We start from the raw sequence: 26,206 nt of genomic DNA, 5'->3' as shown, positions 1-26,206 counted from the left end.
TGAAGGATGAAATATGAAAAATCACAGCGCACTCCCAGAATAGTCGTAATCGGCGGCGGCACAGGTCTTTCCGTAATGCTTAGAGGTTTGAAGGAAAAGCCAGTTGATATTACTGCTATCGTTACGGTAGCGGACGACGGAGGAAGCTCCGGCATTCTCCGCAATGAGATGCAGATGCCCCCTCCAGGGGATATTCGCAACGTATTGACCTCACTTGCTGATGTCGAGCCGCTGCTGTCTTTAATGCTGCAGTATCGTTTTCAGGTGGGAACAGGTTTAGCTGGGCACAGTCTGGGAAATCTAATATTAGCGGCGCTCACTGACATTACCGGTGATTTCGTAACGGCCGTGCAAGAGATGAACCGGGTATTCGCGGTTCGGGGGCGTGTTATTCCGGCTTCCAACCAAGCGATCGTGTTGAAAGCGATAATGGAAGATGGTACTTTAGTCATAGGGGAATCCAAAATTCCCAAAGCGGAAGGGCGCATTAAGCAAGTGTTCATAGAACCAGCGAACGTGACGCCGCTGGCGGACGCAATTCTGGCTATCCGCGATGCGGATGCGATTCTTTGCGGCCCAGGCAGTCTATACACCAGTTTGCTGCCGAATCTGCTTGTTCCGGGTATTGCGGAGGAGATCGCCAAATCGAAAGCAGTGAAAATGTTCATTTGCAATGTCATGACGCAGCCTGGGGAAACCGATGACTACTCCGTCAGCGATCACCTTGATGCGGTATATGATCATCTCAAGCGGCATTTGTTCGATTATGTGATCGTAAACAATGGCGAAATACCACCGCAAGTTCAGGCGAGATATGCCGAAAAAGGTTCAAAAGCGGTTCACTTGGATTTGGATGAAGTCACGAAAAGAGGGTATCGGGTCATTGCTGACCGCCTCGTGCTATTCCGCACGTACCTTCGACATGACGCTGAGAAATTGAGTGACCATATTTATCAGCTTGTCGAAAGCTGGATGTCAAGGAAGAAGTGAGTCTCATGTCCTTTGCGGCAACAACCAAAAAAGAATTGACCTTAATAACCGAAGCGGAAGCGTGTTGTGAAAAAGCGGAGTTATCTGCTTTAATTCGCATGAATGGATCGGTTCAGTTAACGAACCAGCGCGTTGTTCTCGATATCTCTACCGAAAACGCTGCTATCGCCAGACGTATATACTCCCTCATCAAAAAGACGTACAAACTGCACACCGAACTGCTCGTGCGCAAGAAAATGCGTTTGAAGAAGAATAATGTATATATTGTTCGAGTACCTGGTCAAGTGCAAGAGCTGCTCAGTGATCTGAAAATCGTTTCTGAAGGATTTATCTTTACGACAGGAATCAACAAAGAGATTATTAAGGGCAACTGCTGCAAACGCGCTTATCTCCGCGGAGCTTTCATGGCCGGCGGCTCGGTGAATAATCCCGAAGGATCTTCCTATCATCTTGAGATTGCCTCGATCTATGAGGAGCATTGCAAGGCGCTGGCGCACCTAGCCAACAAATTCGACTTGAATGCCCGCTTTATCGAGCGTAAGAAAGGGTTCGTCCTGTACATCAAGGAAGGCGAGAAGATTATTGAGTTTCTCAGTATCATTGGGGCTCATCAAGCGCTGCTGCGCTTCGAGGATGTCCGGATCATGAAGGATATGCGGAACTCGGTGAATCGGATTGTTAATTGTGAAACAGCGAATCTGAACAAGACGATCGGAGCGGCGGTGAGGCAGATCGAGAACATTCGGCTTTTGCAAAGAGAGGTTGGACTTGACAGTTTGCCAGAGAAATTGAGAGAGGTTGCCGAAATCAGACTTCAGCATCCTGATCTGAATCTCAAGGAAGTTGGCGATATGCTCAAGGGCAATGTCAGTAAATCCGGCGTCAATCATCGCCTGCGAAAAATTGACGAATTGGCTGAAAAACAGCGGAATTCTTAGTTTTTACGGGACTGAACACGATGTAAATAAGTTTTTCTCATTTTTTCTAGTGTACTTGAGGGAAAAATGGTATAATGTTATAACATAAGGAATAGCACTGTTATCAGTAGTAATTCATATAAGCGCCACACTAGGGGGAATTAGTTCCATGTCCAGACGTCCAGTCGTTGTGAAGTTGAGAACAGGACTTCATGCCAGACCTGCGGCATTGTTTGTTCAAGAGGCGAATAAGTTTTCATCTGAGATCTTCGTTGAGAAAGATGAGAAGAAAGTGAATGCCAAGAGCATCATGGGAATTATGAGTCTCGCGATCAGCACAGGGACCGAAGTCTTCATAAGTGCAGAAGGTTCGGATGCAGAGCAGGCTGTAAACGCTTTAGTCACGTTAGTTAGCAAGGAAGAATTGGAAAACCAATAATCCTTCAAAAGCTTCCTTTCGAGGAGGCTTTTTTGCAATTGACCGCTGCTTTTGGCAGTTACGGTCAATAAGTGTCAATCTTGTTAACATTTGAATAGACTAGCAACCTTTTTCTCTTGGCGGCGTCTAATGAACGTGGTCAATGAAGGAAAGGGCTATTTGCTTTGCCCTCTATCTCGCATACCTCGCATACTAAGGCAAAAGGAGTTAGAGAAAGAATGAAATGGAATGCTTTAAGGAAAGAGATTACTGTTATGCTCGCTTTACTAGTGTTTCTGGCTAGTGCGATTTCAGCACCAGCAGCGCATGCCGTATCGGCGAGTTCGTCCTTTATTTTACTTTATATCGATAAGTCAGAAGCTTTCGTGAATGAGGATCAGATTCATTTGGAGTCGCCAGCTACGATTATCAACGGCAGTACTTTTGTTCCTGCCAAGTTCTTGGGCGATACCATGGGCTTCAAAGTGGAGTGGAATAATGATTCCCGGACGATTCAAATGACACCTCCAGGCTACAACATCGTGTTGGATGCTGACCATAAGACAGTTACGACCAATGGCGTGGATACGCCTTTTAACTCGGTTGCTGCGATTGTGAACGGGAAGCTTCTGGTCAAGCTGACATGGCTTGCGGATTACATGGGCGCGAAGTACACGTACAACAGTGAATTGCGTCGCGTAGAGATTGTCCATTTTAAGACACCTGAGGGCATCTATATTGATCAAGACAGCAATTCCCGACCTGTAGCCAAGTTTGCAACTGCGAAGCCTACTTACCGCCTTGGAGAGCCTGTGAAGTATGTGGATTTGAGCTACGATCCAGATGCGGAAGGTATTGCATCCTATGATTGGGTTGGCAAAGAAGAAGCGTTCTTCAAACCAGGCAAATATCCGGTCACTTTGACCGTGAAGGATCGCCATGGACACGAAAGTAAATTATTCAAAAGTTATGTAACGGTTGAAGACGTGCCTTATTTGAGCCAAGTGGAGTACCCGATTTATACAGCTCCTGTGGGCAGTTTCATCAAATCGGACTGGGGTACCATTTGGTCCCATTTCAACGAGCTGCCGATGCTTCCTAAGAAAGTAACGGAGCTTACTGACCGCACATTGCTGGTAAGCGATAGTCCCGAAGAGTTTACGGAAAAAGGAATTCTGTATCAGGACAAAATCAATGGGAAAGCGCGTTTGTATGCTGACCATATCAACGGTACGAAACAAATCATGACAATGGCGATTTTCGCCACGAATAATACGGATAAACCGGTAACCATCAAGACGACGAATAAAGGTGAGGTTTACCCTTCCGTTTACGCTAACTTGATCGGCAGCGAAGCTTCTGTAGACTTCTTGTTGAACAATGTGTACACAGATACAATGACGGTTGCTCCTCATGAGACTTATGTCTATGCGAAGCTTCCAGACTTTTATCCAGGGCAAGGCGTGAACTTGTTCTATGATGTCGAAACAGATGGCGAGTTACAAATGTCTTTCGCTGTTACGGATCAAAGGTTAACGTCGAATACTGTGAAGGAACTTCCTTTGTTGGCTTTCAATGGTCATGTGAGGGGGACTTTCCCGGTATCCGAAATCAAGTGGGATATTGATGCGGCGAGTTTCGCCAAAACATCGGTGTTGACGATAGGCGATAATAAGACCGACCCATTCGTCAAAGGTTATGACGTGATGCGCAAGGAGAACGTAGAGAACGGTGGAAACTATGGTGTGGTTTATAAAATCCATTCGGATAAGCCGCGCAAAATGGCTGTTATGATTATGGCTAGAGGCGGCGTGTTCAAAGGGCCGTTCAAAATTAACGGCGAGATCATTCCGGTTCCGAGCTCCGGTGTTATTACCGCGTTTGACGGCATGGAAGTGCTGGCTCGCACGACGGGCAAGGAAGACGCGCTGGATATCGAGTTCACGCCTCCGGCGGGCTCAGCGTTCCCGATTGACCTTATTTTCTACCCATTGGATGAGAAAAAGTAAGTGATTGTTAAGAGCCTTGGAGATTCTATTGCTTCGCTTGGAAAATCTGCAGATTTTCGGGTGGATAGGAGCCTCTGGGGCTCTTTTTTTGCTTTGCAGCAGGGTAACGGGCGGCGGCTTGCTTGCAGCTGGTAGCGGTAGTCGAACGCGGGGCGCGGCAAGAAGTATCGATGTGTAACGGACTCACGGGCCGTTATTCTTTGCTATTTGCCAGCAGCTAGACAGCTAACGGACTGTGGTGACGTTATTTAACAGGTTTTCTCCGTTGCTGGGCTATTTATGGAAATTAACGGCTCTGGTGTCCGTTAAATTGAATTTGGAGCCTAAAATCGATAAATAGAGGTTGTGAAGTCCGTTAAAGAGCAACCAGCCCACCAACAAAAAAACCAGCCGCAAGGCCGCTCAGAAGAGCAGTCATGCAAGCTGGTTTTTTGTATTAGACGCGCTCGATTACTTTATCGATGAGTCCGTAGTCGGCTGCTTCAGCAGCACTCATGAAGTTGTCGCGGTCTGTATCTTTTTCGATGCGTTCGAACGTTTGTCCTGTGCGCTCTGCAAGGATTTTGTTCAGGTTGTCTCGCATTTTCAAAATGCGCTTCGCGCGAATTTCGATGTCGGAGGCTTGGCCTTCAGCGCCGCCAAGCGGCTGGTGAATCATGACTTCGCTGTTCGGAAGCGCGTAACGCTTGCCTTTGGCGCCAGCTGTCAGAAGGAATGCGCCCATCGAAGCAGCCATACCGACGCAGATCGTGGAGACATCCGGCTTGATGAACTGCATCGTGTCGTAGATCGCCATACCGGCTGTGATAGAACCGCCAGGGCTGTTAATGTATAGCGAGATATCTTTATCAGGATCTTGTGCGGCCAAGAATAGTAACTGAGCAATGATGGAGTTTGCCACAACATCGTTGACACCCGTGCCTAAGAAAATGATGCGGTCTTTCAGCAAGCGAGAGTAGATGTCATATCCTCTTTCACCGCGTGCGTCCTGTTCGACGACCATAGGGATAAAACTCATGAGAATGACCTCCTTGGGGTGGGTAGATGGTTTTAAAATTGGTGCCTGGGGCCAATGTCATGCTATGAGTTATGAAATTGATCTCCCGCGTACATACTATTTACAGTATCTACAAGTATGATAACGAAAAAACCTTCGAAGGTCAAGAAAGGTCAAACTAACAATAAAAAAAATCAGTCAACCGACTGATTTCTCTAATGTTTCTCTTATTTCCATGTCATTTACGCGCCCGAAAGGAATCGAACCTTTATCTCAGGCTTCGGAGGCCTACGTCATATCCATTGGACCACGGGCGCATGTTTCAAAAAAAGCGAAGCAAGGGTTATTATATGTCACCTCCGCGCAAAAAGCAATACCGTAAGCCCTTACAGCACATTTTGTTGAAATTGTTTGAACAATTGTTGAATGTTCAAACGTTATTGGTTATAATAAACGTGTAAGGCCATTTTTTTTCACCCGGGTGGGACGCAAAATGTATACCCGGGACATAAAACGTCCATCACTGGATCAGGAGCGTCGAACGTCGTTATATGAGAGAAATTCTAGACATTCAGAAAAAGCTCTTGCCGGATCTCATGGACATCATGAAGAAGCGATATTCGATTCTGCATCATATCTTAATCTCTGGTGTTGTCGGACGTAGAACGCTAGCTTCTTCGCTCGATATGACGGAGCGGGTGCTCCGCGGAGAAGTAGACTTCCTTAAGGAGCATGGGCTTTTGGAATCGGACGCCTCTGGGATGAAGATCACGGAGTCCGGCCGTCAATTGCTCGAGGATATGCTGCCGATCATTAAGATCGCTTTTGGATTGACGGATTTGGAAGAAAGCATCGCGAAAGCGTACGGTCTCTCGCAAGTCATTGTGGTTCCTGGCGATACGGACACTTCGGTCTTCACGAAGAAGGAGCTTGGACGCGCCGGCGCAGCGGCACTGCGCAAATATGTGGCCAAGGGCGACATTATTGCAGTAACCGGCGGCTCAACAATGGCGCAGATTGCGAATAACCTGACGATTTCCTCTTCCATGAAAGGCAATTGGTTCGTACCGGCTCGCGGTGGACTCGGCGAAAGCGTGGATATGCAGGCAAATACGATCGCGTCTATTATGGCCAAGAAGACAGGCGGGAAATACAGGCTGCTTCATGTGCCGGATCATTTAGGCGAGGAAGCGTATCAGACGCTTATCCAAGATCCGCAGATTCAGGAAGTTGTTGACGCTGTTCGCAGTTGTCGCATCGTAGTTCACGGTATCGGAGATGCTATGGTCATGGCTCGAAGGCGCAAGGTGGACGCCGAAACGACTCGCAGCTTGCAGGACGATGGGGCTCTGGCAGAGGCATTCGGGTACTATTTTGACCGCCAAGGAAATGTCGTGCACAAGATGCCTACAGTCGGGCTTCGTCTGGAGGATCTGCATCGGACAGAGGTCGTGATTGGTGTAGCAGGCGGTAAAAGCAAGGGTGAAGCGATCGCTTCCGTTCTAAGGCACGGGCAAGAAGATGTGTTGGTCACGGATGAAGCGGCGGCACTTGAAATTATGAAACATGTGTAATTGGACATCATAACGTGGGCTTGTACCAGCTGCGTTTTGAAATAAATAAATCTTTTTTAATCTTAGGAGGAATTCGCTATGGTAAAAGTAGGTATTAACGGTTTCGGACGTATTGGTCGTAACGTGTTTCGCGCAGCTTTGAACAGCTCAGAAGTACAAATCGTTGCAGTAAATGATTTGACTGACGTTAAAACACTGGCTCACTTGCTTAAATATGACACAACTCATGGTAAACTAGACGCAACAGTTGAAGCTGGCGAAGGCGAATTGATCGTTAACGGTCGTTCCATCAAAGTTTTTGCTGAGCGTGACCCTGGGAACCTGCCATGGGCATCTGTAGGCGCAGAAATCGTTGTTGAATCCACTGGTATCTTCACAGCGAAAGAAAAAGCATCCCTTCACTTGAAAGGTGGAGCTAAGAAAGTTATCATCTCCGCTCCTGCTTCCGACGAAGATATCACAATCGTACTTGGCGTAAACGAAGACAAATACGATCCAGCAGCTCACACAATCATCTCCAACGCATCTTGTACAACAAACTGCTTGGCTCCTTTCGCGAAAGTTATCAACGATAGCTTCGGAATCGTAAAAGGTATGATGACAACTGTTCACTCTTACACAAATGACCAATCCGTGCTTGACGTTCCTCACAAAGACCTTCGTCGTGCTCGTGCAGCAGCTGAGAACATCATTCCTTCCAGCACTGGCGCAGCAAAAGCAATCGGTCTTGTTCTTCCAGAACTTAAAGGCAAATTGAACGGTATGGCTATGCGTGTTCCTACACCTAACGTATCCGTAACTGATTTGGTTGTTGAGCTTAAAGTTAACGTAACGGTTGACGAAGTAAACGCAGCTCTGAAACAAGCTTCCGAAGGCCCTCTTAAAGGCATTCTGAACTACACAGAAGAGCCGCTTGTATCCAGCGACTTCAATGGTGACCCAGCATCTTCCACAGTAGATGCATTGTCCACAATGGTAGTTGGCGACAACATGCTGAAAGTAGTTTCCTGGTACGACAACGAGTGGGGTTACTCCAACCGTGTAGTTGACTTGGCTGCTTTCATCGCTAAAAAAGGTCTGTAATTTCATATAACACACACTAACAACCACATGAAGAGGAGAAGCGATTCTCCTCTTTATGTGCGATTGTTGCCTATATAAGTTGATCGGAAACAGGAAGTACGGAAGTAAACCATATACGTTCAGGAGGCTTTAACTTATGAGTAAGAAAAGTGTTCGCGATGTTGAAGTAGCTGGTAAAAGAGTATTCGTTCGCGTTGATTTCAACGTACCTGTAGAGAATGGTCAAATCACGGACGATACACGTATCAGAGAAACGATCCCTACGATTAAATACTTGGTAGAGCAAGGCGCTAAAGTTATTCTTGCTGCGCATTTTGGCCGTCCAAACGGACAAGTGGTCGAAGAGCTTCGTTTAACACCGGTGGCTGTAAAATTGGCTGAGCTTCTTGGCCAAAACGTGATCAAAGCGGATCAATCCGTTGGTGAAATCGTGAAAGCACAAGTGGATGCGCTTGAAAATGGCGACGTTCTTTTGCTTGAAAACGTTCGTTTCAACGAAGGCGAAGAGAAAAATGATCCTGAATTGGCAAAAGCTTTCGCTGATCTGGCTGATCTGTTCGTCAATGATGCATTCGGTGCAGCTCACCGTGCACATGCTTCAACTTCAGGCATTGCTGCGTACATACCGGCTGTTTCCGGTCTTTTGATGGAAAAAGAGCTTGATGTTCTAGGCAAAGCACTGAATAACCCTGAGCGTCCTTTCACAGCGATCGTCGGCGGTTCCAAAGTAAAAGACAAAATCGCAGTCATCGAAAACCTCCTGAACATTGCAGACAACGTCTTGATCGGCGGCGGTCTGTCCTATACATTCTTGAAAGCACAAGGCTACGAAATCGGTAAATCACTTCTGGACAACTCGAAGCTTGATTTGGCGCTTAGCTTTATTGCAAAAGCCAAAGAAAAAGGTGTTAACTTCCTGCTTCCTGTAGATATCGTTGTTACGGATAAATTCAGCGCAGACGCGAACACGCAAATCGTTGATATTGACAGCATTCCTGCGGATTGGGAAGGCATTGACATCGGACCTAAAACACGTGCACTTTATGCTGACGTTATCGCGAAATCCAAACTGGTTGTTTGGAACGGACCGATGGGCGTATTTGAAATCGAGCCTTTCTCCCATGGTACACGTGCAGTTGCTGAGGCTTGCGCAAAAACAGAAGGCTACACAGTAATTGGCGGCGGCGATTCTGCTGCAGCAACGGAGAAATTCCACTTGGCTGAACAAATGAACCACATGTCCACAGGCGGCGGAGCTTCCTTGGAGTTCATGGAAGGTAAAGCATTGCCAGGCGTTGTAGCTTTGAACGATAAATAATTTATTATCAAAGGAGAGCATATCCGAATGAGCAGAAAACCGATTATCGCGGGTAACTGGAAAATGTTCAAAACTGTTTCCGAAGCTGTTAGCTTTGTAAACGAAGTAAAAGGCAGCACGGTAGAAGGTGTAGAAAGCGTAATTTGTTCTCCATTCACAAACCTGCCTGCATTGGTTGAAGCAGTAAAAGGCACAGACGTGCACGTAGGCGCACAAAACCTGCATTTCGAAGACAATGGCGCGTTCACAGGCGAAATCTCCGGCGTTATGCTGAAAGATCTTGGTGTGGAGTATGTCATTATCGGTCACTCCGAGCGTAGAGCTTACTTCGCTGAGACGGACGAAATCGTAAACAAGAAAGTCGCTGCGGCTTTCAAACACGGCTTGAAACCGATCCTGTGCGTAGGCGAGAAGCTGGAAGAGCGCGAAGCGGGCCAAACCAAAGATGTTTGCAAAGTGCAAACAGAAGCAGCTTTTGCTGGCCTTAGCGCAGAGCAAGCAGCACAAGTGGTTATCGCTTACGAGCCAATCTGGGCGATCGGCACTGGCAAATCCTCCACAGCTGCTGATGCACAAGACGTTATCGGCTACATCCGTGAACTTGTGAGCGGCCTTTACGGCGCTTCCGTAGCAGACGCGGTTCGTATCCAATACGGCGGAAGCGTGAAGCCTAACAACATTGCTGAATACATGGCGCAACCTGATATCGATGGCGCACTTGTTGGCGGAGCAAGCTTAGAGTCTGCTTCGTACATCCAACTCGTCCAGGGGGCGAAGTAATATGTCCAGACCGAAACCGGTAGCACTCATTATTCTCGATGGCTTCGGACTTCGTTCGGAAGAGCAGGGGAACGCCGTTGCTCATGCCAAAAAGCCGAACTATGACCGTTACTGGTCAAGTTATCCACATACAACTCTAACAGCTTGCGGTGAAGCTGTAGGTTTGCCTGAAGGCCAGATGGGGAATTCTGAAGTAGGACACCTGAATATCGGCGCAGGCCGTATCGTTTATCAGGATCTGACGCGGATTTCCAAATCGATTCGTGACGGCGAATTTTACGACAATGAAACAATCGTAGGCGCTGTACGTCATGCCAAAGAGAACGGCAAAAAGCTGCACCTTTACGGGCTGCTTTCCGATGGCGGCGTGCACAGCCACATTGAGCATTTGTTCGCTTTGCTGGACCTAGCTAAAAAAGAAGATTTCCATGAAGTGTATATCCATGCGTTCCTCGACGGCCGCGACGTAGCTCCAGATTCTGCGAAGAGCTACATGGAGCGCCTTCTGAAGAAAATCGCTGAAGTTGGCGTAGGTAAAATTGCGACCGTTCAAGGACGCTATTATGCAATGGATCGCGACAAACGTTGGGAGCGTACGGAGAAATCCTACCGCGCCATGGTTTACGGTGAAGGTCCAGCCTACACCGATCCGATGAAAGCTATTGTTGAATCTTACGAAAAATCCATCTTCGACGAGTTCGTTATGCCAACGGTTATCGTAGGCGAGGATGGCAAACCTGTAGGTCTTGTTGAATCCGGCGATGCCGTTATCTTCTTCAACTTCCGTCCGGACCGTGCGATCCAGCTTTCGCAAGTCTTCACGAATGAAGACTTCCGTGGTTTTGACCGTGGTCCTAAAGTGGCTAAAAACTTGTACTACGTATGTCTGACGTTGTTCAGCGAGTCTGTTGACGGTTTCGTAGCTTACAAACCGAAGGATCTCGACAACACGCTTGGCGAGGTGCTGGCTCAGAACGGCTTGAAGCAGCTTCGTGCAGCTGAAACCGAGAAGTATCCGCACGTAACGTTCTTCTTTAGTGGCGGACGCGACGCGGAACTACCAGGCGAAACTCGCTTGCTTATTCCTTCGCCGAAAGTTGCGACCTATGACCTGAAGCCAGAGATGAGCGCTTATGAACTGGCTGATGCTGTTGTTAAAGAGATTGAAGCGGAACGTCATGACGCGATCATCCTGAACTTCGCAAACCCTGACATGGTTGGCCATTCCGGCTTGCTGGAGCCGACGGTGAAAGCGATCGAAGCGACAGACGAGTGTCTGGGCAAAGTGGTGGAAGCGGTTCTTGCCAAAGGCGGAGTTGTCTGCATCACAGCCGATCACGGGAACGCCGATGTCGTCACGAATGCGGACGGTACACGCAATACGGCGCATACAACAAATCCGGTCCCTTTTATTGTTACGGACAAATCTGTTACACTAAGAGACGGCGGAATTTTGGCAGATATTGCCCCAACATTGCTGGACTTCTTAGAGGTTAAACAACCGGAACAAATGACCGGGACTACAATCCTTAAGAAATAGCAACCAAATTAATTATATAAAAGGAGTGTTTTCTACAATGACTATTATTTCTGATGTTTATGCACGCGAAGTATTGGATTCCCGCGGTAACCCAACGGTTGAAGTTGAAGTCTATCTAGAGTCCGGCGCATTTGGCCGCGCTATCGTTCCATCTGGCGCATCCACAGGCGCGTACGAGGCTGTTGAGCTTCGTGACGGTGACAAAGGCCGTTACCTTGGTAAAGGCGTTCTGAAAGCCGTTGACAACGTTAACGAAATCATCGCTCCTGAAATCATTGGCTTGGATGCACTTGATCAAGTTGGTATCGATACTAAAATGATCGAGCTAGACGGTACTCCGAACAAAGCAAAATTAGGCGCTAACGCAATCCTGGCTGTTTCCATGGCTGTAGCTCGCGCTGCTGCTGACGCTTTGGATGTTCCTTTGTACACATACCTTGGTGGATTCAATGCCAAAACACTTCCAGTTCCAATGATGAACATCATCAACGGTGGGGCGCATGCCGACAACAACGTTGACGTTCAAGAGTTCATGGTTCTACCAGTTGGCGCACCTACTTTCAAAGAAGCTCTTCGCATTGGCGCAGAGATTTTCCATAGCTTGAAATCCGTATTGAAAGACAAAGGCCTTAACACAGCTGTTGGCGACGAAGGCGGATTCGCTCCTAACTTCACGTCCAACGAAGAAGCGATCACAACTATTCTTACAGCGATTGAAAAAGCTGGTTACAAACCAGGTGTTGACGTATTCTTGGGTATGGACGTTGCTTCCACAGAGTTCTTCAAAGACGGTAAATACGTACTTGAAGGCGAAGGCAAAACATTCACATCCGCTGAGTGGGTTGACTTCCTTGCTGCATGGGTTGATAAATACCCAATCATCACAGTTGAAGACGGCTGCTCCGAAGATGACTGGGAAGGTTGGAAATTGCTTACTGAGAAATTGGGTAACAAAGTTCAACTCGTTGGTGACGATCTGTTCGTTACGAACACTGAGCGTCTTTCCACAGGTATCGAGCAAAACATCGGTAACTCCATCTTGGTAAAAGTAAACCAAATCGGTACGCTTACTGAGACTTTTGATGCGATCGAAATGGCAAAACGCGCTGGTTACACAGCGGTTATCTCCCACCGTTCCGGTGAGAGCGAAGACAGCACAATCGCTGACATCGCGGTTGCTACAAATGCCGGTCAAATCAAAACAGGTGCTCCTTCCCGTACAGACCGCGTTGCGAAGTACAACCAACTTCTTCGTATCGAAGACGAGTTGTTCAGCGTAGCTCAATATGCGGGTAAAAAAGCTTTCTACAACTTGAGAAACTTTAAATAAGTTGCTTCGTAGTAAATAACTAAATAACAGCAGAGCCGGATAGTGACTTGTGTCATTATCTGGCTGTGCGACCGAGGGGGTCATTGTATTGAGCAATTGGGTGAAGACTATTTTATTTCTGATAGGTTCTGCCTTGCTTACACATTGGATCCCCTCATCTTTTTTTCGTAACCTGGATACAATGGTTCACGAGTTTGGGCATGCGGTGGTAACGTTGGCGCTGTCTGGTCAAGTGCAGCGAATTGAGCTGTACGCCAACCACAGCGGTGTCACGCTTTCGGCGATTTCCCAAGCCAGATCGTGGTCGATTATTCCTGTAGCTTTGGCCGGATATACGACAGCTTCCGTATTTGCTTGGTTCCTGTTCTCAGCCTTTGCCAGAGGGAAGCAGCAGGTCGGTTTTCTGGTCATGATTGCGATATCCGCCATTTCCTTGCTCTTATTCGTTCGGAATGGCTTCGGGATCATGTTCTTAATCGGTTTTATTGCGTTGACGATCATTATGATGGCTATTCCACTGAAATGGCTGCGCAATTTTTATTACTTGCTGCTCGCTTTTCTATGCTTGGAGGAGTCCGTATTTGGACCGATTTACTTGATCCAAGCTGCGTCGCGAGATGCACGGCAAGCTGGGGATGCCACGAATTTAGCGCTTCATACAGGGGTTCCGACCATGGTGTGGGCGATTATCTTTACACTCTTCGCGTTGTGGTGTGCGAAGCAAGCGGTTCAGGCTTTTCTTGGGCGAAATAAGAGATCAAGAAGCGCCAATCGCCAATCATCGGCCTATTCCTACCGTGATTAAAACGTAGCAAAACGTCCAAACACCTCTTTTGTTGTTTTCTAGGACGAACTGTGTTAAAATACTCATGCTAGTCATATAAGCAAAAGTACAGGCAATTGGGGTGCTAATAAACATGGTAATCTTTATGAAAATTTTGTTGATCATAGCTTCAGTCGGATTAATTGCGATTGTTCTTCTACAAAAAGGTAAAAGCGCAGGGTTGTCCGGTGCCATCTCCGGTGGTGCGGAGCACTTATTTGGTAAACAAAAAGCACGAGGTTTAGAACTTTTCTTGTCCCGTTTCACGATGGGGCTTGCTGCTGCATTTTTCATTCTTTCCATTGTCGTAGCATACGTAGTGAAGGCCTAACACACATAAAACGATAACAGCAGGGGAAATCTACTCCTGCTGTTTTTTCATTTTAAACGGGCCTATAGGTAGGAGATGTTTACCATCGAAAGCAGAGTTTACAAATCCACGGAGCCTTTTTTCTGGACAGGCAAAGGGACGAAGCAAACAACAGGCATATTAATGATTCACGGGTTCACGGGATCGCCCTCCGAATTTCGACGGATTGGGTATGAGCTGGGGGATGAGGGCTACACGATCCAGGCAGTGAGGCTTCCCGGACATGGAACGTCACCGGAAGATATGCTACGAACCGGATGGACGGATTGGTATGGGCATGTGCTGGAGAATTATGATGAGCTTGCGGCTAAATGCAAAAGTGTCGTCGTGATGGGGCATTCGATGGGCGGACTGTTGGCCCTGAAGCTGGCGGTTGAGCGTCAAGTGGCAGGCGTGATCTCGCTGGCTACGCCGATCTTTCTGACGTCAAGAAAATCGGCGCTGGCGGTCATTATGCAGTATTTTATCAAATACATAAATAAGAAGCCCAAAACACTCTCCACGCTATTAGATGAGTCATGTGCATATACCAAAACGCCGATTCGCTGCGTCGTTAGTTTGCGAAAACTTTTGAAACATGTAAAAGGTTTGCTGCCTCAAGTAAAAGCGCCGATCTGGATCGGGCAGGGGGGCAGGGATGGTGTCGTCCATCAGGGAAGCGCAGCGTTTTTATATGAACGCACTCGCTCTGAAAGCAAAGAGCTTCGTTATTATGCGAAATCATCGCACGGTTTGCTGCTGGATCAAGAGAGAGAGCTTGTTTATGCCGATATTGCGGCGTTTATCCTTTCTCTACAAGTGGCATACTATGGAGTAAAGGAACGGGTACGGTGAGTGTAGGACGAAGCTCAACAACAACAAGAAGGTGAAGAGTGTATATGACAACAGATCAAGATATTATTAGTTTGATGCGAGATGAGGCTTATAAGCCTATGTCTTATAAAGAGCTCGAAAAGCATTTCAGGATTGCAGGAGCGGAAGAGTTCAAGGAGTTTATTAAATTATTAAATCGTTTAGAGGAAACCGGTCACGTGGTTCGAGGCGGGAATGACCGTTATGGCGTGCCGGAGCGCATGAACTTGGTAAGAGGAAGACTGCAAGCCCATGCGAAAGGCTTCGCGTTCTTGATTCCGGAAGACCGGGAGCACCCGGATGTGTACATCAATGCACATGATTTGAATACGGCTATGAACGGTGACATTGTTTTCGTGAAAATAACGTCCAGAAGCCAAGGCGGGGGCCGCTTGGAAGGCGAAGTTGTGCGGGTCATTACTCGCGCCAATACGCAGATTGTGGGCGTTTTTCAGGGACAGGATACGTATGCTTTCGTTATTGCTGACGATAAGCGGATGACGAGAGATATTTTCATTCCTCAGCATGCTTTTAATGGCGCAGTGACGGGGCAGAAGGTTGTAGTCAAGATTGTGAACTACCCAGAAGGTCGCTCTGCGGCTGAAGGGGAAGTTATTGAGATCCTTGGCCATAAGGACGATCCAGGTGTTGATATTCTGGCGATTGTGCGCAAGTTCCAGCTGCCGGAGGCTTTCAAAGAGGAAGTGCTGGAAGAAGCAGATGCAGCACCGGATTCGATTACGGAAGATGAGATTGTTAGCCAGGGGCGCCGCGATCTTCGCTCGAAGCGGATCGTCACCATTGATGGTGAAGATGCCAAGGATTTGGACGATGCGGTTAATGTAGAGCTTTTGGAGAATGGCCATTATAAATTAGGCGTTCACATCGCCGATGTAAGTTACTATGTTCGGGAAGGCACGGCGCTGGATATTGAGGCTTATAACCGCGGGTGCTCCGTTTATTTGACGGATCGTGTGATTCCTATGCTTCCGCATCGCTTGTCGAACGGGATTTGTTCGCTTAACCCCAAAGTAGACCGCTTGACGATGTCTTGTGAAATGGAATTCGATGAGAATCTTAAGGTTGTTAATCATGAGATTTTTACGAGTGTAATTAAGACTAGCGAGCGAATGACCTATACGAATGTGCGTAAGCTTTTGACGGGTGAGGCTGAGCCTGAGCTTGTGGAGCGTTACGCGTATTTGATGGAAGATTTTAAGCGGATGGAAGAGCTGGCAGCTAGACTTCGCGGCAGACGGATGAAGCGCGGTGCGATTGATTTTGATTTTGAAGAGTCTAAAATTCTGGTAGATGCAGACGGTAAACCGACCGATATCGTGAAAAGAGAGCGCTCTGTCGCGGAAATGATGATCGAAGAGTTCATGCTGGCTGCGAATGAAACGGTTGCTGAGCATTTTTCGTGGATGAAAGTACCTTTCTTATACCGTGTTCATGAAGATCCTGATGCTGAGAAGTTGATGAATTTCATGGAGTTCGTGACGAACTTCGGGTATTCAGTCAAAGGGAAGGGCAATTCCGTACATCCACGTGCGCTGCAAAGCTTACTCGAAGACATTAAGGGGACGCCAGAAGAGACTGTTCTTAGCAAAATTATGCTTCGCTCGATGAAACAGGCTCGTTATGATGCTCAAAGTTTGGGGCATTTTGGCTTGGCGGCGGAATTTTATTCCCACTTTACCTCTCCGATTCGTCGTTATCCCGATCTAATCATTCACAGGGTCATTCGCGAAGTGTTGGAAAACGGTACTTTGTCTGATGCCCGCCATGAATATTTGGCTTCCCGCATGAGCGATATTGCGCAGCAATCATCGGAACGCGAGCGTGTAGCTGTAGATGCAGAGCGTGAAACAGAGGCACTCAAGAAAGCTCAATATATGCTGGATAAAGTGGGCGAAGAGTTCGAGGGCATTATTTCGAGTGTAACCGGCTTCGGGATGTTCGTTGAATTGGACAATACCGTTGAGGGCTTGATCCGTTTGAGCGATTTGACCGATGATTACTATAACTTCCATGAGAGACAGTTTGCTCTCGTTGGAGAGCGCACATCCAAGATCTACCGGATTGGCGATGAAATTAAAGTCCGTGTAGCTCGCGTAAATATGGAAGAGCATACGATTGATTTTGAGTTGCTGGATATGAAGCCTCGCAAAGAAGGTAGTTATAGCCGAGGCGGTGGAGGCGGCAAGCCGTTCAAAGGAGCGGCAGGCTTCAAGGGCTTCCGTGGCGGCAAAGGCAAGCCGGAGAAGGGCAAGGGCGGCTATACGAAAGGTAAAGGTGGCTTCTCTAAGTCTCAGGGTGAGAGTGCGGGGCGGAGACGCAACGATGGAGGTCTTGTGGGTACGGCTGATGGAGCTCGTGTAGGAGCGGGTCGTGGTCGAGGAGAAGGTAGTGCTGTTGGTGCAACTGATGGGGCGCGTGCGGGCCGTGATGGTGGGGCTGCTGGGCGTGTGAGATCGGGTCAAGAACGTATAGAAGGCGCGGCTAGACGTGTGAAAGAAGGTCAAGAGCGAAGTGAAGGCGCAGGTCGTGCGAGAGCAGGTCAAGAGCGAGGCGAAGGTGCTGGTCGTGCGAGAGCAGGTCAAGAGCGGGAAGGCGCTGGGCAGGGCAAATCGCGCCGCGGGAAAGGTGGTAACACGCCGTGGAGCGAAAACCGCGGCAAAGCCGGCGGTGGTCGCGGGAAGGCGCGTGGTCCTAAGCTGAGCGAAGGCGGCAGCTTGAGCTCAAGGCTCGAATCTGTCGGCGCAGGCCGGACAGACAGCGGTGCTGGCCGCGGCGAGAGCAAGCGCGGCCGCGGAGGTATTGCGCTTGGGGGCGAAGCCCAAGCGGGCGGTGGCTCTGCTGCTGATCGCAGCAGCGGCGGCAGTGATTGGGCGAGCGGCGTGAACGCGCTCGCCAAGGGTGGTCGTCGCCGGAGTGACGGCGACGGTGGCGGTAGCAAGAAGCGGCGGAGATAACGCCGCTTCTTGCATTTCGGGCTTGATCTTGCTACAATAGGATGCACATTGTAGCAGTATTTACCTGCAGGAAATTGCGGGAGGAGGATCTCACGTGGCAACGAAGAAGGCAGATGGCAAGGTGCTTGCCCAGAATAAAAAGGCTTCACACGATTACTTTATTGAAGAAACGTACGAAGCAGGTCTTGTCTTGACCGGCACGGAGATCAAATCCTTACGGGCAGGTAAAGCGAACATTGGCGATAGCTTTTCGACGATTCGTAATGGGGAAGCTTTTGTCCATAATATGCACATTAGCCCTTTTGAGCAAGGTAACCGAAGTAATCCAGACGATCCGACACGGACGCGGAAGCTGCTTTTGAAAAAGGTGCAGATCGCCAAGATGTTGGGCCAGGCAAAGCAAGAAGGTTACACCCTTGTGCCGTTGAAGGTGTATATCCGCAATGGATATGCTAAGCTTTTAGTCGGCATCGGTAAAGGGAAGAAGCAGTACGACAAGCGTGAATCGGCAGCGAAAAAAGATGCACAACGCGACATTCAACGTGCGCTGCGCGAGAAGCAGAAGATTGCCAGGTAACGTGGCAAGGGTATTGGTAAGCAGCACCTTGGCTTCCACAAACCTGAGCGTTCATTTTTGCACAGCTTGTGTTATACTAGGTCTACAGCAATTGATTCAGTTTCAAAGAGCAATTTCGCTCTGACAGCTCGTCTTTTACCTTCTCCGCTCTAGCGGAAATGAAGGCAATCCGGGGGTGTTCTTGGATTCGACGGGGATAGTTCGAGCGCGGGTTGCGGGTAGTGGGGACGCGTCCGCTTTAACAACGCTAAAGCCTATTAAATGGCAAACAAAACAACAACTTAGCTTTCGCAGCTTAATAACCTGTGAGCTAGCTCCTCCCTCGCATCGCCCATGTGCTAGGATAGGGGCCCAACCTTAGTGGGATACGACGTTTGGTCTCCGCCTGGGGTCGGACGTAGGAAGACAATCAGGCTGACCCAACGCAGAGCGGGTTACGGCGCGCTGCTCGGGTGACATCAAAACTGTGACTACACCCGTAGATGCCTGTGTGGCGATATTTTCGGACAGGGGTTCGACTCCCCTCACCTCCATACAAAAGAAAGAAGAAAGAAGCACCCGTGAGGGTGCTTTTTCTTTTGTATTAGGAGGTACGGGGGTAGAACCCCTAGTGGGTTCGCCCGCGCGGACTGGAGCGTGAGCGGAGGGAGCACGGCATTGAAATGTACGGCTAATGTAGTCGTCGTTGAGTGTGCTTCGTTAGCAAATTAGATGGACATTTCAATACTCCCTTCACCTCCATACTAGGAACCCGCTCAGTAAGCGGGTTTTTACCTGTCTAAGGGTGGAATTGTAGACGGATAGTAGACATGAAGTGTTAAAATTGCAAATCGATTGTAATTTGTAGACGAGATGTCTACAGAGAAAAGTTTGAGATTTAAGATTTCTCATTAACTCTAGCGTGTCGTATGCAGAGCAAGCAGTTGTTGAAAATATGTCATTGAAAGAAACAATTTTCTTATTACTACCGATACGATAGCTAATTGAAAAGATGAAAGCCTTTATTAAGGGGCTATTTTTACGTTAACCAGCAATATGTCTTGTCATTCACAAAAGAGTTCTATCAATATCCTTAATTTGTAAGCTGATGATATAATAAGAAGGTAGCGAAAGGTAGCTATACGTTGTTAAGAAAAGAATGATTTTATCGAGACAAATTTTAACTGAAAATAAGGGTGATGATAATTTGGTGAGCAAAACAAAGGTACTACCTGAGCCACATAAATATGCAGTTTGTTGTCCAGCAGATATGCCGATAAAAACTTTCTATAAGGGGATTTTTGAAGAAGTTTTTATTTTTTTTCACCCTTTTATCAAACCTGTCACAATTGATATAGAATCGTTTTTCAATGACACATATCCTTGTAAAAATGAGGTTATCAGAACATGCGATTTGGTTACATGGTCAGAATTTTTAAAACTATCTGGACTTGGTGACTTTAACCACTTAGATATAGGATTACGAACGTTGATTTTGGGGTTAAACAAGCAATTTGCAAATGAAAACTTAGCTAGAGTGCTTAAAGATACTTGTGAACTAAAAAAATTAGTTACTCCAATAGAAGGCTGTTTCCCTGAATTGTTGACAAATAAATTCTTGCAAGCAATAAAGAATGAGGGGCATGACTGGATTTGGGTTGGAGATGAATTTTGTACTGAACGAAAGTTAGAATACATCGATGATTTGGTTAATGATAAAAATCCTTTTGGCACTCAACATCTAAACCTATTTACTCACAACAATAACATTTTGTTTACTACTCATTGGGATAGTCATTTTTCAATGGTATGTTCTGACAGAAATACAATAGACAGAATTGTTACTTTCAGCAACTTGGAAGGATTTTATTGTAATGACCAAACAGAGATTTATTGGAGTTTAGGTAATTAATAAATAAGTGCCTAAATGAAAGCACGATTTGATTGAAAAGGGGGTTCGTAAGACTATCCTCAATATGAAAATGGATAATATGCCCTTGCTGTGGTTTTCAGTCAGGTTTTGATGATGATGCAATGGACAAACCTGAAACAATAGAAGAATATAGGGTTCGTTGGGTAAAAGCAGATGCTGTCTGGTTTGCATCAAATCCAAAGCAACCGACGGACTTTAATCTTAGGCTACAGTTAAGAAATATTGATTTAAAGTTGGAGGATTTTCAGTAAAAGAGCAATTTTATAAGTTAGGTGGTCATAGATGTAATGGTTCGCTGCTTTTTCCACTGGTATAGATATAACCAAAGCTGATTTGCCAAACGTAATAATTGAGTTGCGACAAATCAAAGAATGGGCAGTATCAAATCTAAATGAGGAACAGTGAAGTCATATTTTTGAAAGAATTGATCTGTTACTTAAAAAATTGCCGTTAGCATTTCAAAGAGAAGATGCCGTTGTATTTATTGGATAATCATTCATATAAAATATGGATTTTATTGTTTTTATAAAATGGGGAGTAAGTAGTTTTTAGCAAAGGGGTTTTTAAAGTGAAGTTATTATGGATACAAATTACCTGTTAGACTTTTATAGATAGGTATGTGGTAGAAATGCTTATCATTGAAAAACCGGTAGTTTTTCATATGGTCTCTATTTTCTCACTTAAATTTGATTTCATTTACGAACATTTAACAAATGTAATCAAATATCATTCGTCTTTCCCTTGAGATTCCTCTGTGAGTTTGCTATACTTTCAACATAATAAAAAATGGATAACTCGTATATGCTCGGTAATATGGTCTGAGCGTCTCTACCCAGCTCCCTAGAATGAGCTGGACTTCGAGTTAAAGTATAGGGTATTTGGTTTGTGACCAACGCATCATTGAATTTGGCAAAACTTTATTTTGCTTTATTTTATACTTTTGCTCTCTAAGTCTAGCTCCCGTTCCGGGTCTAGTGTAGAGGGCATTTTTTATTTGTAGATTTTTGTTGGGCTTAATTCATCGAGTGTATCGAACATCAAGGGGGAAATTAATTTGTTTAAGAAGTTTGGGTTGTTAGGAGTAGTTGGCACATTACTGGTAACAGGAGCTGTAGGCTGTAGCTCTGCTCAAAAGACTAGCGCACAAAAACCTATTATTATTGAGGGTCCAATGCCAATTGAAGCTGAGAAGTTTGCTAAAAGATTGGAAAATGTTACGGAAGAAAAATCGGGAAGTTTTGTATTTTATAAAGGGACTGTAGATAATTATCCTGTTATCGTTGCAAAAACAGGCAAAGGAATGGAAAATACGGCTGCTGCTACGGCATTGGCTATTGAAAAATATAACCCTATAGCTATTGTTAACCAAGGAACATCAGGGGGACATGATCCAAATTTAAATGTTTTTGACATCGTTCTAGGACAAAGAACAACCAACATCGGTTCATTTAAAGCGGCAGACAAGGGTGTAAATCAGGGCATTGATCCAACATTATGGAAACCTATGGATTTGATGGCCTCTGAAGGAAGTGCAGGGGAAGATCCGAACGCCGAAAAACCTCGTTTTTATGAGGGAGATAAAAATCTATTGGCAGCAGCCAATGCCGTCAAAGATAAGTATACGAAAGGAAAGGTCGTTGAGGGTACAATTGGTTCAGGGGACTTCTGGAATAACGAGGTTGATCGAATTAAATGGCTGCATGACAAATTTGGCACGTCCGTGGAGGAAATGGAAGGTGCCTCGGCAGCGCAAATTGCTAATTCGTATAGTGTGCCATTCCTGGGGATCAGGGTTCTCTCTAACAATAAGACAAACGGTGGAAAATATGATCCAACTACAGCAGAGGGATGTCAGGAATATGTGTATGAAGTGGTCAAAAAATACATTTCCACATTGCCGAAGAAATAATAGAGCGGTGCTGAAGGAAAGCAGTTGAAGAATTGGAAAACGCCATTCTCGGATATGAAGTTGGAGGGATTGGTTAAGAGATTATTGCAAAAACCAGGTCTGATTTAAGCGGATAAGAGAAGCCGTTGTGAATAATTGGTTAAATGTGATATGATTTCATTATATAATATCCAATAACACGGAAGCACCGTGCCTGTAGAAGTCAGTTTTCTGCTCGCATGTGTGCTTTTTTTATCTGCAATTTGAGGAGGAAGATATCGTGTATCCGCAAGTTAGCTCACCCCAAAAAGTAACGGAGAGATGGCTTAATCAGGCATTTGCTCCGCTGAGTGATTATTTGGACCGGGAGCACCCGGAAGAGGCCCGCAACATTATGGCTTATATGACATTCATGTGCAATGAAGATCAGCGATTTTATTACAAAAATTGCATATCAAATGATTCTATCGTTCTCAATCAATTAGGGGAGCTGGTTTTCTGCGGCAAGGAAGCACTTCGCTATAAATTCGAGTACCCGGAAAGCATTTGGGTGGATCGTCCGTCAAAAGAAGAGCGTTTTGTTCACCCGAATGTTACTAAATGGATGGCAAAAAGCCTTAATAAAAAGGCTGAGGAGAAATACGGTGAGGAGGTAAGCATTTTTCTTCAGGAGCTGTGGGGACCGATTGTGAACTTTGATTTTAGCGATCTGAAAGTGGGCTATCCTATAAAACGAGCTAAAACGCGTTACTGCCTCTACCTCTACCCCTCTGAATTCCTGACGAAAATTGCCATCCAATTTGTTGGAGACGAAATCGTAGAGAGAAGATGCAGCTACTCGCAATATTCCGAATACGAGAAACAAGTACGTAACCTAAACTATGAGGGATGGCAGGTGATTACTGTCATTCGCGAGTTTCTTGATAGGAATCTCGACCAATTCCGGCTGTATATATCTAAAGCGGTTGAGCTGGCTGAGCCTAGGGATCCGATGTACATGTTAACCGAATTAGGCCGGAGGGAACAATGAAAGTAGCCCGTAAAAATTTTTGATTTTGCGGTAGTGGAGTAAGATGAACAAATCGAGCTTTTCTCTGGAACAGATCCCGGATATATGCATTGGAAACACTTTTGTGGTTTGATATAGTGATTGTAACGGCAATTGTGTTTACCAGGAGGATGATTCACGGATGCATATTCTATCATTTGAAGAGCAAATAAGCAGTGTTATTATAAACCGCGGTTACAATTATTACATGGATGATCTTGTTTCTACTATAGAAGAAATTAATGAGAATCTCTTTGCAGCAACTATTGAGGGAAGTGATGACTATAATGTTATCATCGCCTTGAAGGAAGATGGCGAGATACATTCTCATCATTGCACATGCCCGTTCGAGGGGCCAGTTTGTAAGCATCAGGTTGCTGTGTTTTATGAACTGCGTGCTGTGTGGGAAGAAAATATGTTTGACGGAAAGGAGAGTCAAGTCGAGACGACTTTCTCCAATAAGAGCAAGGATAGTGCTGTAAACGACGGTAAAGATACAAAGGTGAAACGGGATATCAGCTCCATTTTGGCAGAGCAAAGCAAAGAAGACCTGGTTGAATTTATACTCTTGATGATTCAGAAGGATCAGGATATTGCAAAGCAAGTCCAGCTGCACTTTGAGCGTGGTGACGTTAAGACAGAACTATCGACTTGTTATGAGTTGATTCGCAGCCACATCAAGAAGCATGTAGATCGTCACGGGTTTATCGCTTATGGGAAAGTCTCCAAAGCCATTCGTGGTGGTGAACTTGTGCTGGAGCGCGCAATTGATGATTGGCGAGATGACGACCCACTGTCTGCTATTCATTTCTGTTTTTGTGTCGTGCATGAAATGATTGAGCTGCTGCAGGCCGCGGATGATTCGGATGGAGCTATCGGAGGGTTGATTGAGGAGAGCTTGGAGACGGCCACTCGTTTTGATCTCGATGCCATGAGGCCGGACAAACAGGCGGAAATCTTCCGTGTTTTGCTTGCGGAAGCGATGGCATCGCGCTACGACGAGTGGTCCGATTGGCGTCATTCGTTGCTCGACGCTTGTGCGGACTTGTCGCAAACACAGGAATTGCGCGAGGCGCTGAAGCAGGCCATTACGCAACTCGAATTGCGCACAGTTCACTCGCATTACGAATGGTCAGCCAATCATGAGCGTGAGGCGCTCGCTAGACTGCGTTATAAGTTGCTAGATGAGGCGGAGAAAGAGGCTTTCCTTCTCGCGCAATTGGACAAGCCTTCCTTTCGCAAGGAGGCCATACGGCAAGCGATAGATGCGCAACGCTATGAAGATGCCATCCGCTTGGCAGAGCAAGGCGAGCATTCGGATCAGGAGCGAGGTCTGCCAGGGCTTGTGACGAAATGGAAGATGCTGCGCTATGAGGCATGTGCAGCTGCGAGTTACACGGAACAGATGAGAGAACTGGCTTTCGATTTGACGATTGATGGGGATTATACTTACTATCTTGAGCTAAAACAGCTTTATTCGGAGGCGTCCTGGCAAGAGGTGTATGATCGGCTTATGCAGCAACTGGGACAGAAAGATTATAATTTTAATAACGTGTACATTCGAATCATGCAGGATACCAATGATCATGCCCGTCTCCTTAAGTATGTACAGGGGCGACCTTACGAAATTGTGGATTATTACGCCGATTTGGCGGAACATTATCCGGATGAAGTACGTCAACTATTCCGCGGGTATATCGAACTACAAGCGAGTAATGCGAATAATCGTAGTCAATATAAGCGTGTGGCCAAGTTGCTTGTCACATATAAACAAGCCTGCGGACCTGACCATGCAGAAGCGCTGCATCGGCAGTTTTTAAGCGGATATGTACGGAGGACGGCGTTTTGTGAGGAGTTACGGAAGATAACCTCAAAAATCGTGTAAGTTAGGATATGTCCAAGAAAGGGGGATCTGTGTGGGAAATCAATACGATGCGTTAGCCGGATTTTTTCTGCAGGTGCCCATCGACATATTCGGTGTATTTCAAACAAATCTCCAGCATGGCAGGTATCAAGGCCACAAGGCGCAGCCGACTACGAAGGGCGGAGTTCTCATCGCGTTGAAGGGTGAAGCCAATTTTGCCTACGATGGGGTAAGCTATCTGATGAGTCCGGGGAAGGCCATTATCGGCGGGTATAACCGGCACTTTGAAATTGCTGTAAACTCTGCGGAGTTTGAATATTTTCTTGTTCATTTTTTACCGGTGGCTCCTAATGAGGACAAGGCTAATCTGGTGAGAGAGGTATATCTGCTTCATATCGACATGGATGCTGGGCTACTGCAGGTGATGAAGCAATTGAGGCGGTACTCCACTGAACTGGGGCAAATTGAGCTGCTTGAGAAGAAAACATTATTTTACCAGCTAGTGAATAAGACATTGACGTACGAGCGCTACCTGCAAAATAGAGAGAGCCATTCGATGATGGAGCAGACGATTGAGCACATTCGGCAGCATTATATGGAGCCGATCACGCTGGAGGGTTTGGCGGAGCAGCATGGGATGAAGGGGAAATATTTTTCGCATCTGTTTCAAAAATATACAGGAATCGGTCCTATTCATTATTTGATTGAATATCGCATGAAGGTTGCTTATGAACTTCTGGTGACGACCCCTTTTGCTGTGAGGGACATTGCCCGAAATGTGGGGTACCCGGATGCGTATTATTTTAGCAGGCTGTTCAAAAAGCATTACGGCATGTCACCAACCGCGCTGAAAAGGGGTGAATGAGGAATAAATCCATCAGCACATCGGGAAAATCTCCATTTGCGGGAGTCGGTCAGAGTGGTAATATTAGTTCGATAAT

The 26,206-nt window shown here is 46.4% G+C and carries 21 protein-coding genes, 1 tRNA gene, 1 other RNA gene and 1 riboswitch; of the genes, 21 read left to right on the top strand and 2 right to left on the bottom strand.

The window, feature by feature from the left end; translation table 11 throughout:
* Positions 1 to 6 precede the first annotated feature (6 nt).
* The 4 genes from AC3WTJ_RS31455 (at position 7) to AC3WTJ_RS31440 (ending at position 4,334) form a co-directional block, all read left to right on the top strand.
* Positions 7 to 990 carry a gluconeogenesis factor YvcK family protein gene (locus AC3WTJ_RS31455; protein ID WP_127458362.1) on the top strand — a complete coding sequence of 328 codons (984 nt, stop codon included), beginning with the start codon at positions 7 to 9 and terminating at the stop codon, positions 988 to 990.
* Between the two features lie 5 nt (positions 991 to 995).
* Positions 996 to 1,928, top strand: coding sequence for a DNA-binding protein WhiA (gene whiA / locus AC3WTJ_RS31450; protein WP_127458361.1), 933 nt, complete (start codon positions 996 to 998; stop codon positions 1,926 to 1,928).
* 148 nt (positions 1,929 to 2,076) lie between these two features.
* The gene (locus tag AC3WTJ_RS31445) at positions 2,077 to 2,346 is read left to right on the top strand and encodes an HPr family phosphocarrier protein (protein WP_028555561.1); all 270 of its coding nucleotides are present in this window, start codon (positions 2,077 to 2,079) and stop codon (positions 2,344 to 2,346) included.
* Positions 2,347 to 2,564: 218 nt separating this feature from the next.
* Positions 2,565 to 4,334 (top strand): stalk domain-containing protein, encoded by a 1,770-nt coding sequence (locus tag AC3WTJ_RS31440; protein WP_492525037.1) that lies wholly within the window; start codon positions 2,565 to 2,567, stop codon positions 4,332 to 4,334.
* Between the two features lie 436 nt (positions 4,335 to 4,770).
* Here AC3WTJ_RS31440 and clpP read toward each other — a convergent pair whose 3' ends face one another.
* Together clpP and AC3WTJ_RS31430 are read right to left on the bottom strand one after the other, a co-directional pair.
* The gene (gene clpP / locus AC3WTJ_RS31435) at positions 4,771 to 5,352 is read right to left on the bottom strand and encodes an ATP-dependent Clp endopeptidase proteolytic subunit ClpP (protein WP_157323735.1); all 582 of its coding nucleotides are present in this window, start codon (positions 5,350 to 5,352) and stop codon (positions 4,771 to 4,773) included.
* A 224-nt stretch (positions 5,353 to 5,576) separates the two neighbouring features.
* Positions 5,577 to 5,648: transfer RNA gene (locus AC3WTJ_RS31430), tRNA-Arg, on the bottom strand.
* A gap of 234 nt (positions 5,649 to 5,882) precedes the next feature.
* Between AC3WTJ_RS31430 and AC3WTJ_RS31425 the strand changes: the two genes are divergently transcribed.
* The 17 genes from AC3WTJ_RS31425 (at position 5,883) to AC3WTJ_RS31345 (ending at position 26,130) form a co-directional block, all read left to right on the top strand.
* Positions 5,883 to 6,905 (top strand): sugar-binding transcriptional regulator, encoded by a 1,023-nt coding sequence (locus AC3WTJ_RS31425; protein WP_407870216.1) that lies wholly within the window; start codon positions 5,883 to 5,885, stop codon positions 6,903 to 6,905.
* Between the two features lie 78 nt (positions 6,906 to 6,983).
* Positions 6,984 to 7,988 carry a type I glyceraldehyde-3-phosphate dehydrogenase gene (gap, locus tag AC3WTJ_RS31420; RefSeq protein ID WP_127457105.1) on the top strand — a complete coding sequence of 335 codons (1,005 nt, stop codon included), beginning with the start codon at positions 6,984 to 6,986 and terminating at the stop codon, positions 7,986 to 7,988.
* Between the two features lie 136 nt (positions 7,989 to 8,124).
* Complete coding sequence (locus AC3WTJ_RS31415) at positions 8,125 to 9,306, top strand: phosphoglycerate kinase (RefSeq protein ID WP_492525036.1); 1,182 nt, start codon at positions 8,125 to 8,127, stop codon at positions 9,304 to 9,306.
* Positions 9,307 to 9,333: 27 nt separating this feature from the next.
* On the top strand, positions 9,334 to 10,086 hold the full coding sequence (tpiA, locus tag AC3WTJ_RS31410; RefSeq protein ID WP_492525035.1) for a triose-phosphate isomerase: 753 nt from the start codon (positions 9,334 to 9,336) through the stop codon (positions 10,084 to 10,086).
* A gap of 1 nt (position 10,087) precedes the next feature.
* Complete coding sequence (gpmI, locus tag AC3WTJ_RS31405; protein ID WP_492525034.1) at positions 10,088 to 11,626, top strand: 2,3-bisphosphoglycerate-independent phosphoglycerate mutase; 1,539 nt, start codon at positions 10,088 to 10,090, stop codon at positions 11,624 to 11,626.
* A gap of 37 nt (positions 11,627 to 11,663) precedes the next feature.
* Positions 11,664 to 12,956 (top strand): phosphopyruvate hydratase, encoded by a 1,293-nt coding sequence (eno, locus tag AC3WTJ_RS31400; protein ID WP_127457101.1) that lies wholly within the window; start codon positions 11,664 to 11,666, stop codon positions 12,954 to 12,956.
* A gap of 88 nt (positions 12,957 to 13,044) precedes the next feature.
* Positions 13,045 to 13,761 carry a M50 family metallopeptidase gene (locus AC3WTJ_RS31395; RefSeq protein WP_492525033.1) on the top strand — a complete coding sequence of 239 codons (717 nt, stop codon included), beginning with the start codon at positions 13,045 to 13,047 and terminating at the stop codon, positions 13,759 to 13,761.
* A gap of 112 nt (positions 13,762 to 13,873) precedes the next feature.
* Positions 13,874 to 14,110: a preprotein translocase subunit SecG gene (gene secG, locus AC3WTJ_RS31390; protein ID WP_029196004.1), complete on the top strand. Its 237-nt coding sequence runs from the start codon at positions 13,874 to 13,876 to the stop codon at positions 14,108 to 14,110.
* A 75-nt stretch (positions 14,111 to 14,185) separates the two neighbouring features.
* Positions 14,186 to 14,983 carry an alpha/beta hydrolase gene (locus AC3WTJ_RS31385; protein WP_492525032.1) on the top strand — a complete coding sequence of 266 codons (798 nt, stop codon included), beginning with the start codon at positions 14,186 to 14,188 and terminating at the stop codon, positions 14,981 to 14,983.
* Positions 14,984 to 15,027: 44 nt separating this feature from the next.
* Entirely contained in the window at positions 15,028 to 17,976 is a 2,949-nt protein-coding gene (gene rnr, locus AC3WTJ_RS31380) for a ribonuclease R (RefSeq protein WP_492525031.1), read from the top strand.
* A gap of 94 nt (positions 17,977 to 18,070) precedes the next feature.
* Complete coding sequence (gene smpB / locus AC3WTJ_RS31375; RefSeq protein WP_127457097.1) at positions 18,071 to 18,553, top strand: SsrA-binding protein SmpB; 483 nt, start codon at positions 18,071 to 18,073, stop codon at positions 18,551 to 18,553.
* Between the two features lie 171 nt (positions 18,554 to 18,724).
* Positions 18,725 to 19,089: a transfer-messenger RNA gene (ssrA, locus tag AC3WTJ_RS31370) on the top strand.
* A 653-nt stretch (positions 19,090 to 19,742) separates the two neighbouring features.
* The gene (locus tag AC3WTJ_RS31365; protein ID WP_492525030.1) at positions 19,743 to 20,444 is read left to right on the top strand and encodes a DUF2711 family protein; all 702 of its coding nucleotides are present in this window, start codon (positions 19,743 to 19,745) and stop codon (positions 20,442 to 20,444) included.
* A 796-nt stretch (positions 20,445 to 21,240) separates the two neighbouring features.
* Positions 21,241 to 21,343, top strand: a riboswitch (purine riboswitch).
* A 218-nt stretch (positions 21,344 to 21,561) separates the two neighbouring features.
* On the top strand, positions 21,562 to 22,374 hold the full coding sequence (locus tag AC3WTJ_RS31360; protein ID WP_492525061.1) for a 5'-methylthioadenosine/S-adenosylhomocysteine nucleosidase: 813 nt from the start codon (positions 21,562 to 21,564) through the stop codon (positions 22,372 to 22,374).
* 259 nt (positions 22,375 to 22,633) lie between these two features.
* The gene (locus AC3WTJ_RS31355; RefSeq protein WP_492525029.1) at positions 22,634 to 23,383 is read left to right on the top strand and encodes a hypothetical protein; all 750 of its coding nucleotides are present in this window, start codon (positions 22,634 to 22,636) and stop codon (positions 23,381 to 23,383) included.
* 160 nt (positions 23,384 to 23,543) lie between these two features.
* Complete coding sequence (locus AC3WTJ_RS31350; RefSeq protein ID WP_492525028.1) at positions 23,544 to 25,286, top strand: SWIM zinc finger family protein; 1,743 nt, start codon at positions 23,544 to 23,546, stop codon at positions 25,284 to 25,286.
* 31 nt (positions 25,287 to 25,317) lie between these two features.
* Positions 25,318 to 26,130 carry a helix-turn-helix transcriptional regulator gene (locus tag AC3WTJ_RS31345; RefSeq protein ID WP_492525027.1) on the top strand — a complete coding sequence of 271 codons (813 nt, stop codon included), beginning with the start codon at positions 25,318 to 25,320 and terminating at the stop codon, positions 26,128 to 26,130.
* The last annotated feature ends 76 nt before the right edge of the window (positions 26,131 to 26,206 follow it).

This window comes from Paenibacillus sp. FW101-FHT12H11, from assembly GCF_058790355.1.
Note: the sequence above shows the minus strand (reverse complement) of the source record. Positions and strands in the feature narration are given on the sequence as shown.

What these genes read in the sequence shown, in the direction of transcription:
- AC3WTJ_RS31455 (WP_127458362.1), top strand. Translation starts at nt 7, where the DNA reads ATGAAATATGAAAAATCACAGCGCACTCCCAGAATAGTCGTAATCGGC.
- whiA (WP_127458361.1), top strand. Translation starts at nt 996, where the DNA reads ATGTCCTTTGCGGCAACAACCAAAAAAGAATTGACCTTAATAACCGAA.
- AC3WTJ_RS31445 (WP_028555561.1), top strand. Translation starts at nt 2,077, where the DNA reads ATGTCCAGACGTCCAGTCGTTGTGAAGTTGAGAACAGGACTTCATGCC.
- AC3WTJ_RS31440 (WP_492525037.1), top strand. Translation starts at nt 2,565, where the DNA reads ATGAAATGGAATGCTTTAAGGAAAGAGATTACTGTTATGCTCGCTTTA.
- clpP (WP_157323735.1), bottom strand. Translation starts at nt 5,352, where the DNA reads ATGAGTTTTATCCCTATGGTCGTCGAACAGGACGCACGCGGTGAAAGA.
- AC3WTJ_RS31425 (WP_407870216.1), top strand. Translation starts at nt 5,883, where the DNA reads ATGAGAGAAATTCTAGACATTCAGAAAAAGCTCTTGCCGGATCTCATG.
- gap (WP_127457105.1), top strand. Translation starts at nt 6,984, where the DNA reads ATGGTAAAAGTAGGTATTAACGGTTTCGGACGTATTGGTCGTAACGTG.
- AC3WTJ_RS31415 (WP_492525036.1), top strand. Translation starts at nt 8,125, where the DNA reads ATGAGTAAGAAAAGTGTTCGCGATGTTGAAGTAGCTGGTAAAAGAGTA.
- tpiA (WP_492525035.1), top strand. Translation starts at nt 9,334, where the DNA reads ATGAGCAGAAAACCGATTATCGCGGGTAACTGGAAAATGTTCAAAACT.
- gpmI (WP_492525034.1), top strand. Translation starts at nt 10,088, where the DNA reads ATGTCCAGACCGAAACCGGTAGCACTCATTATTCTCGATGGCTTCGGA.
- eno (WP_127457101.1), top strand. Translation starts at nt 11,664, where the DNA reads ATGACTATTATTTCTGATGTTTATGCACGCGAAGTATTGGATTCCCGC.
- secG (WP_029196004.1), top strand. Translation starts at nt 13,874, where the DNA reads ATGGTAATCTTTATGAAAATTTTGTTGATCATAGCTTCAGTCGGATTA.
- AC3WTJ_RS31385 (WP_492525032.1), top strand. Translation starts at nt 14,186, where the DNA reads ATGTTTACCATCGAAAGCAGAGTTTACAAATCCACGGAGCCTTTTTTC.
- rnr (WP_492525031.1), top strand. Translation starts at nt 15,028, where the DNA reads ATGACAACAGATCAAGATATTATTAGTTTGATGCGAGATGAGGCTTAT.
- AC3WTJ_RS31350 (WP_492525028.1), top strand. Translation starts at nt 23,544, where the DNA reads ATGCATATTCTATCATTTGAAGAGCAAATAAGCAGTGTTATTATAAAC.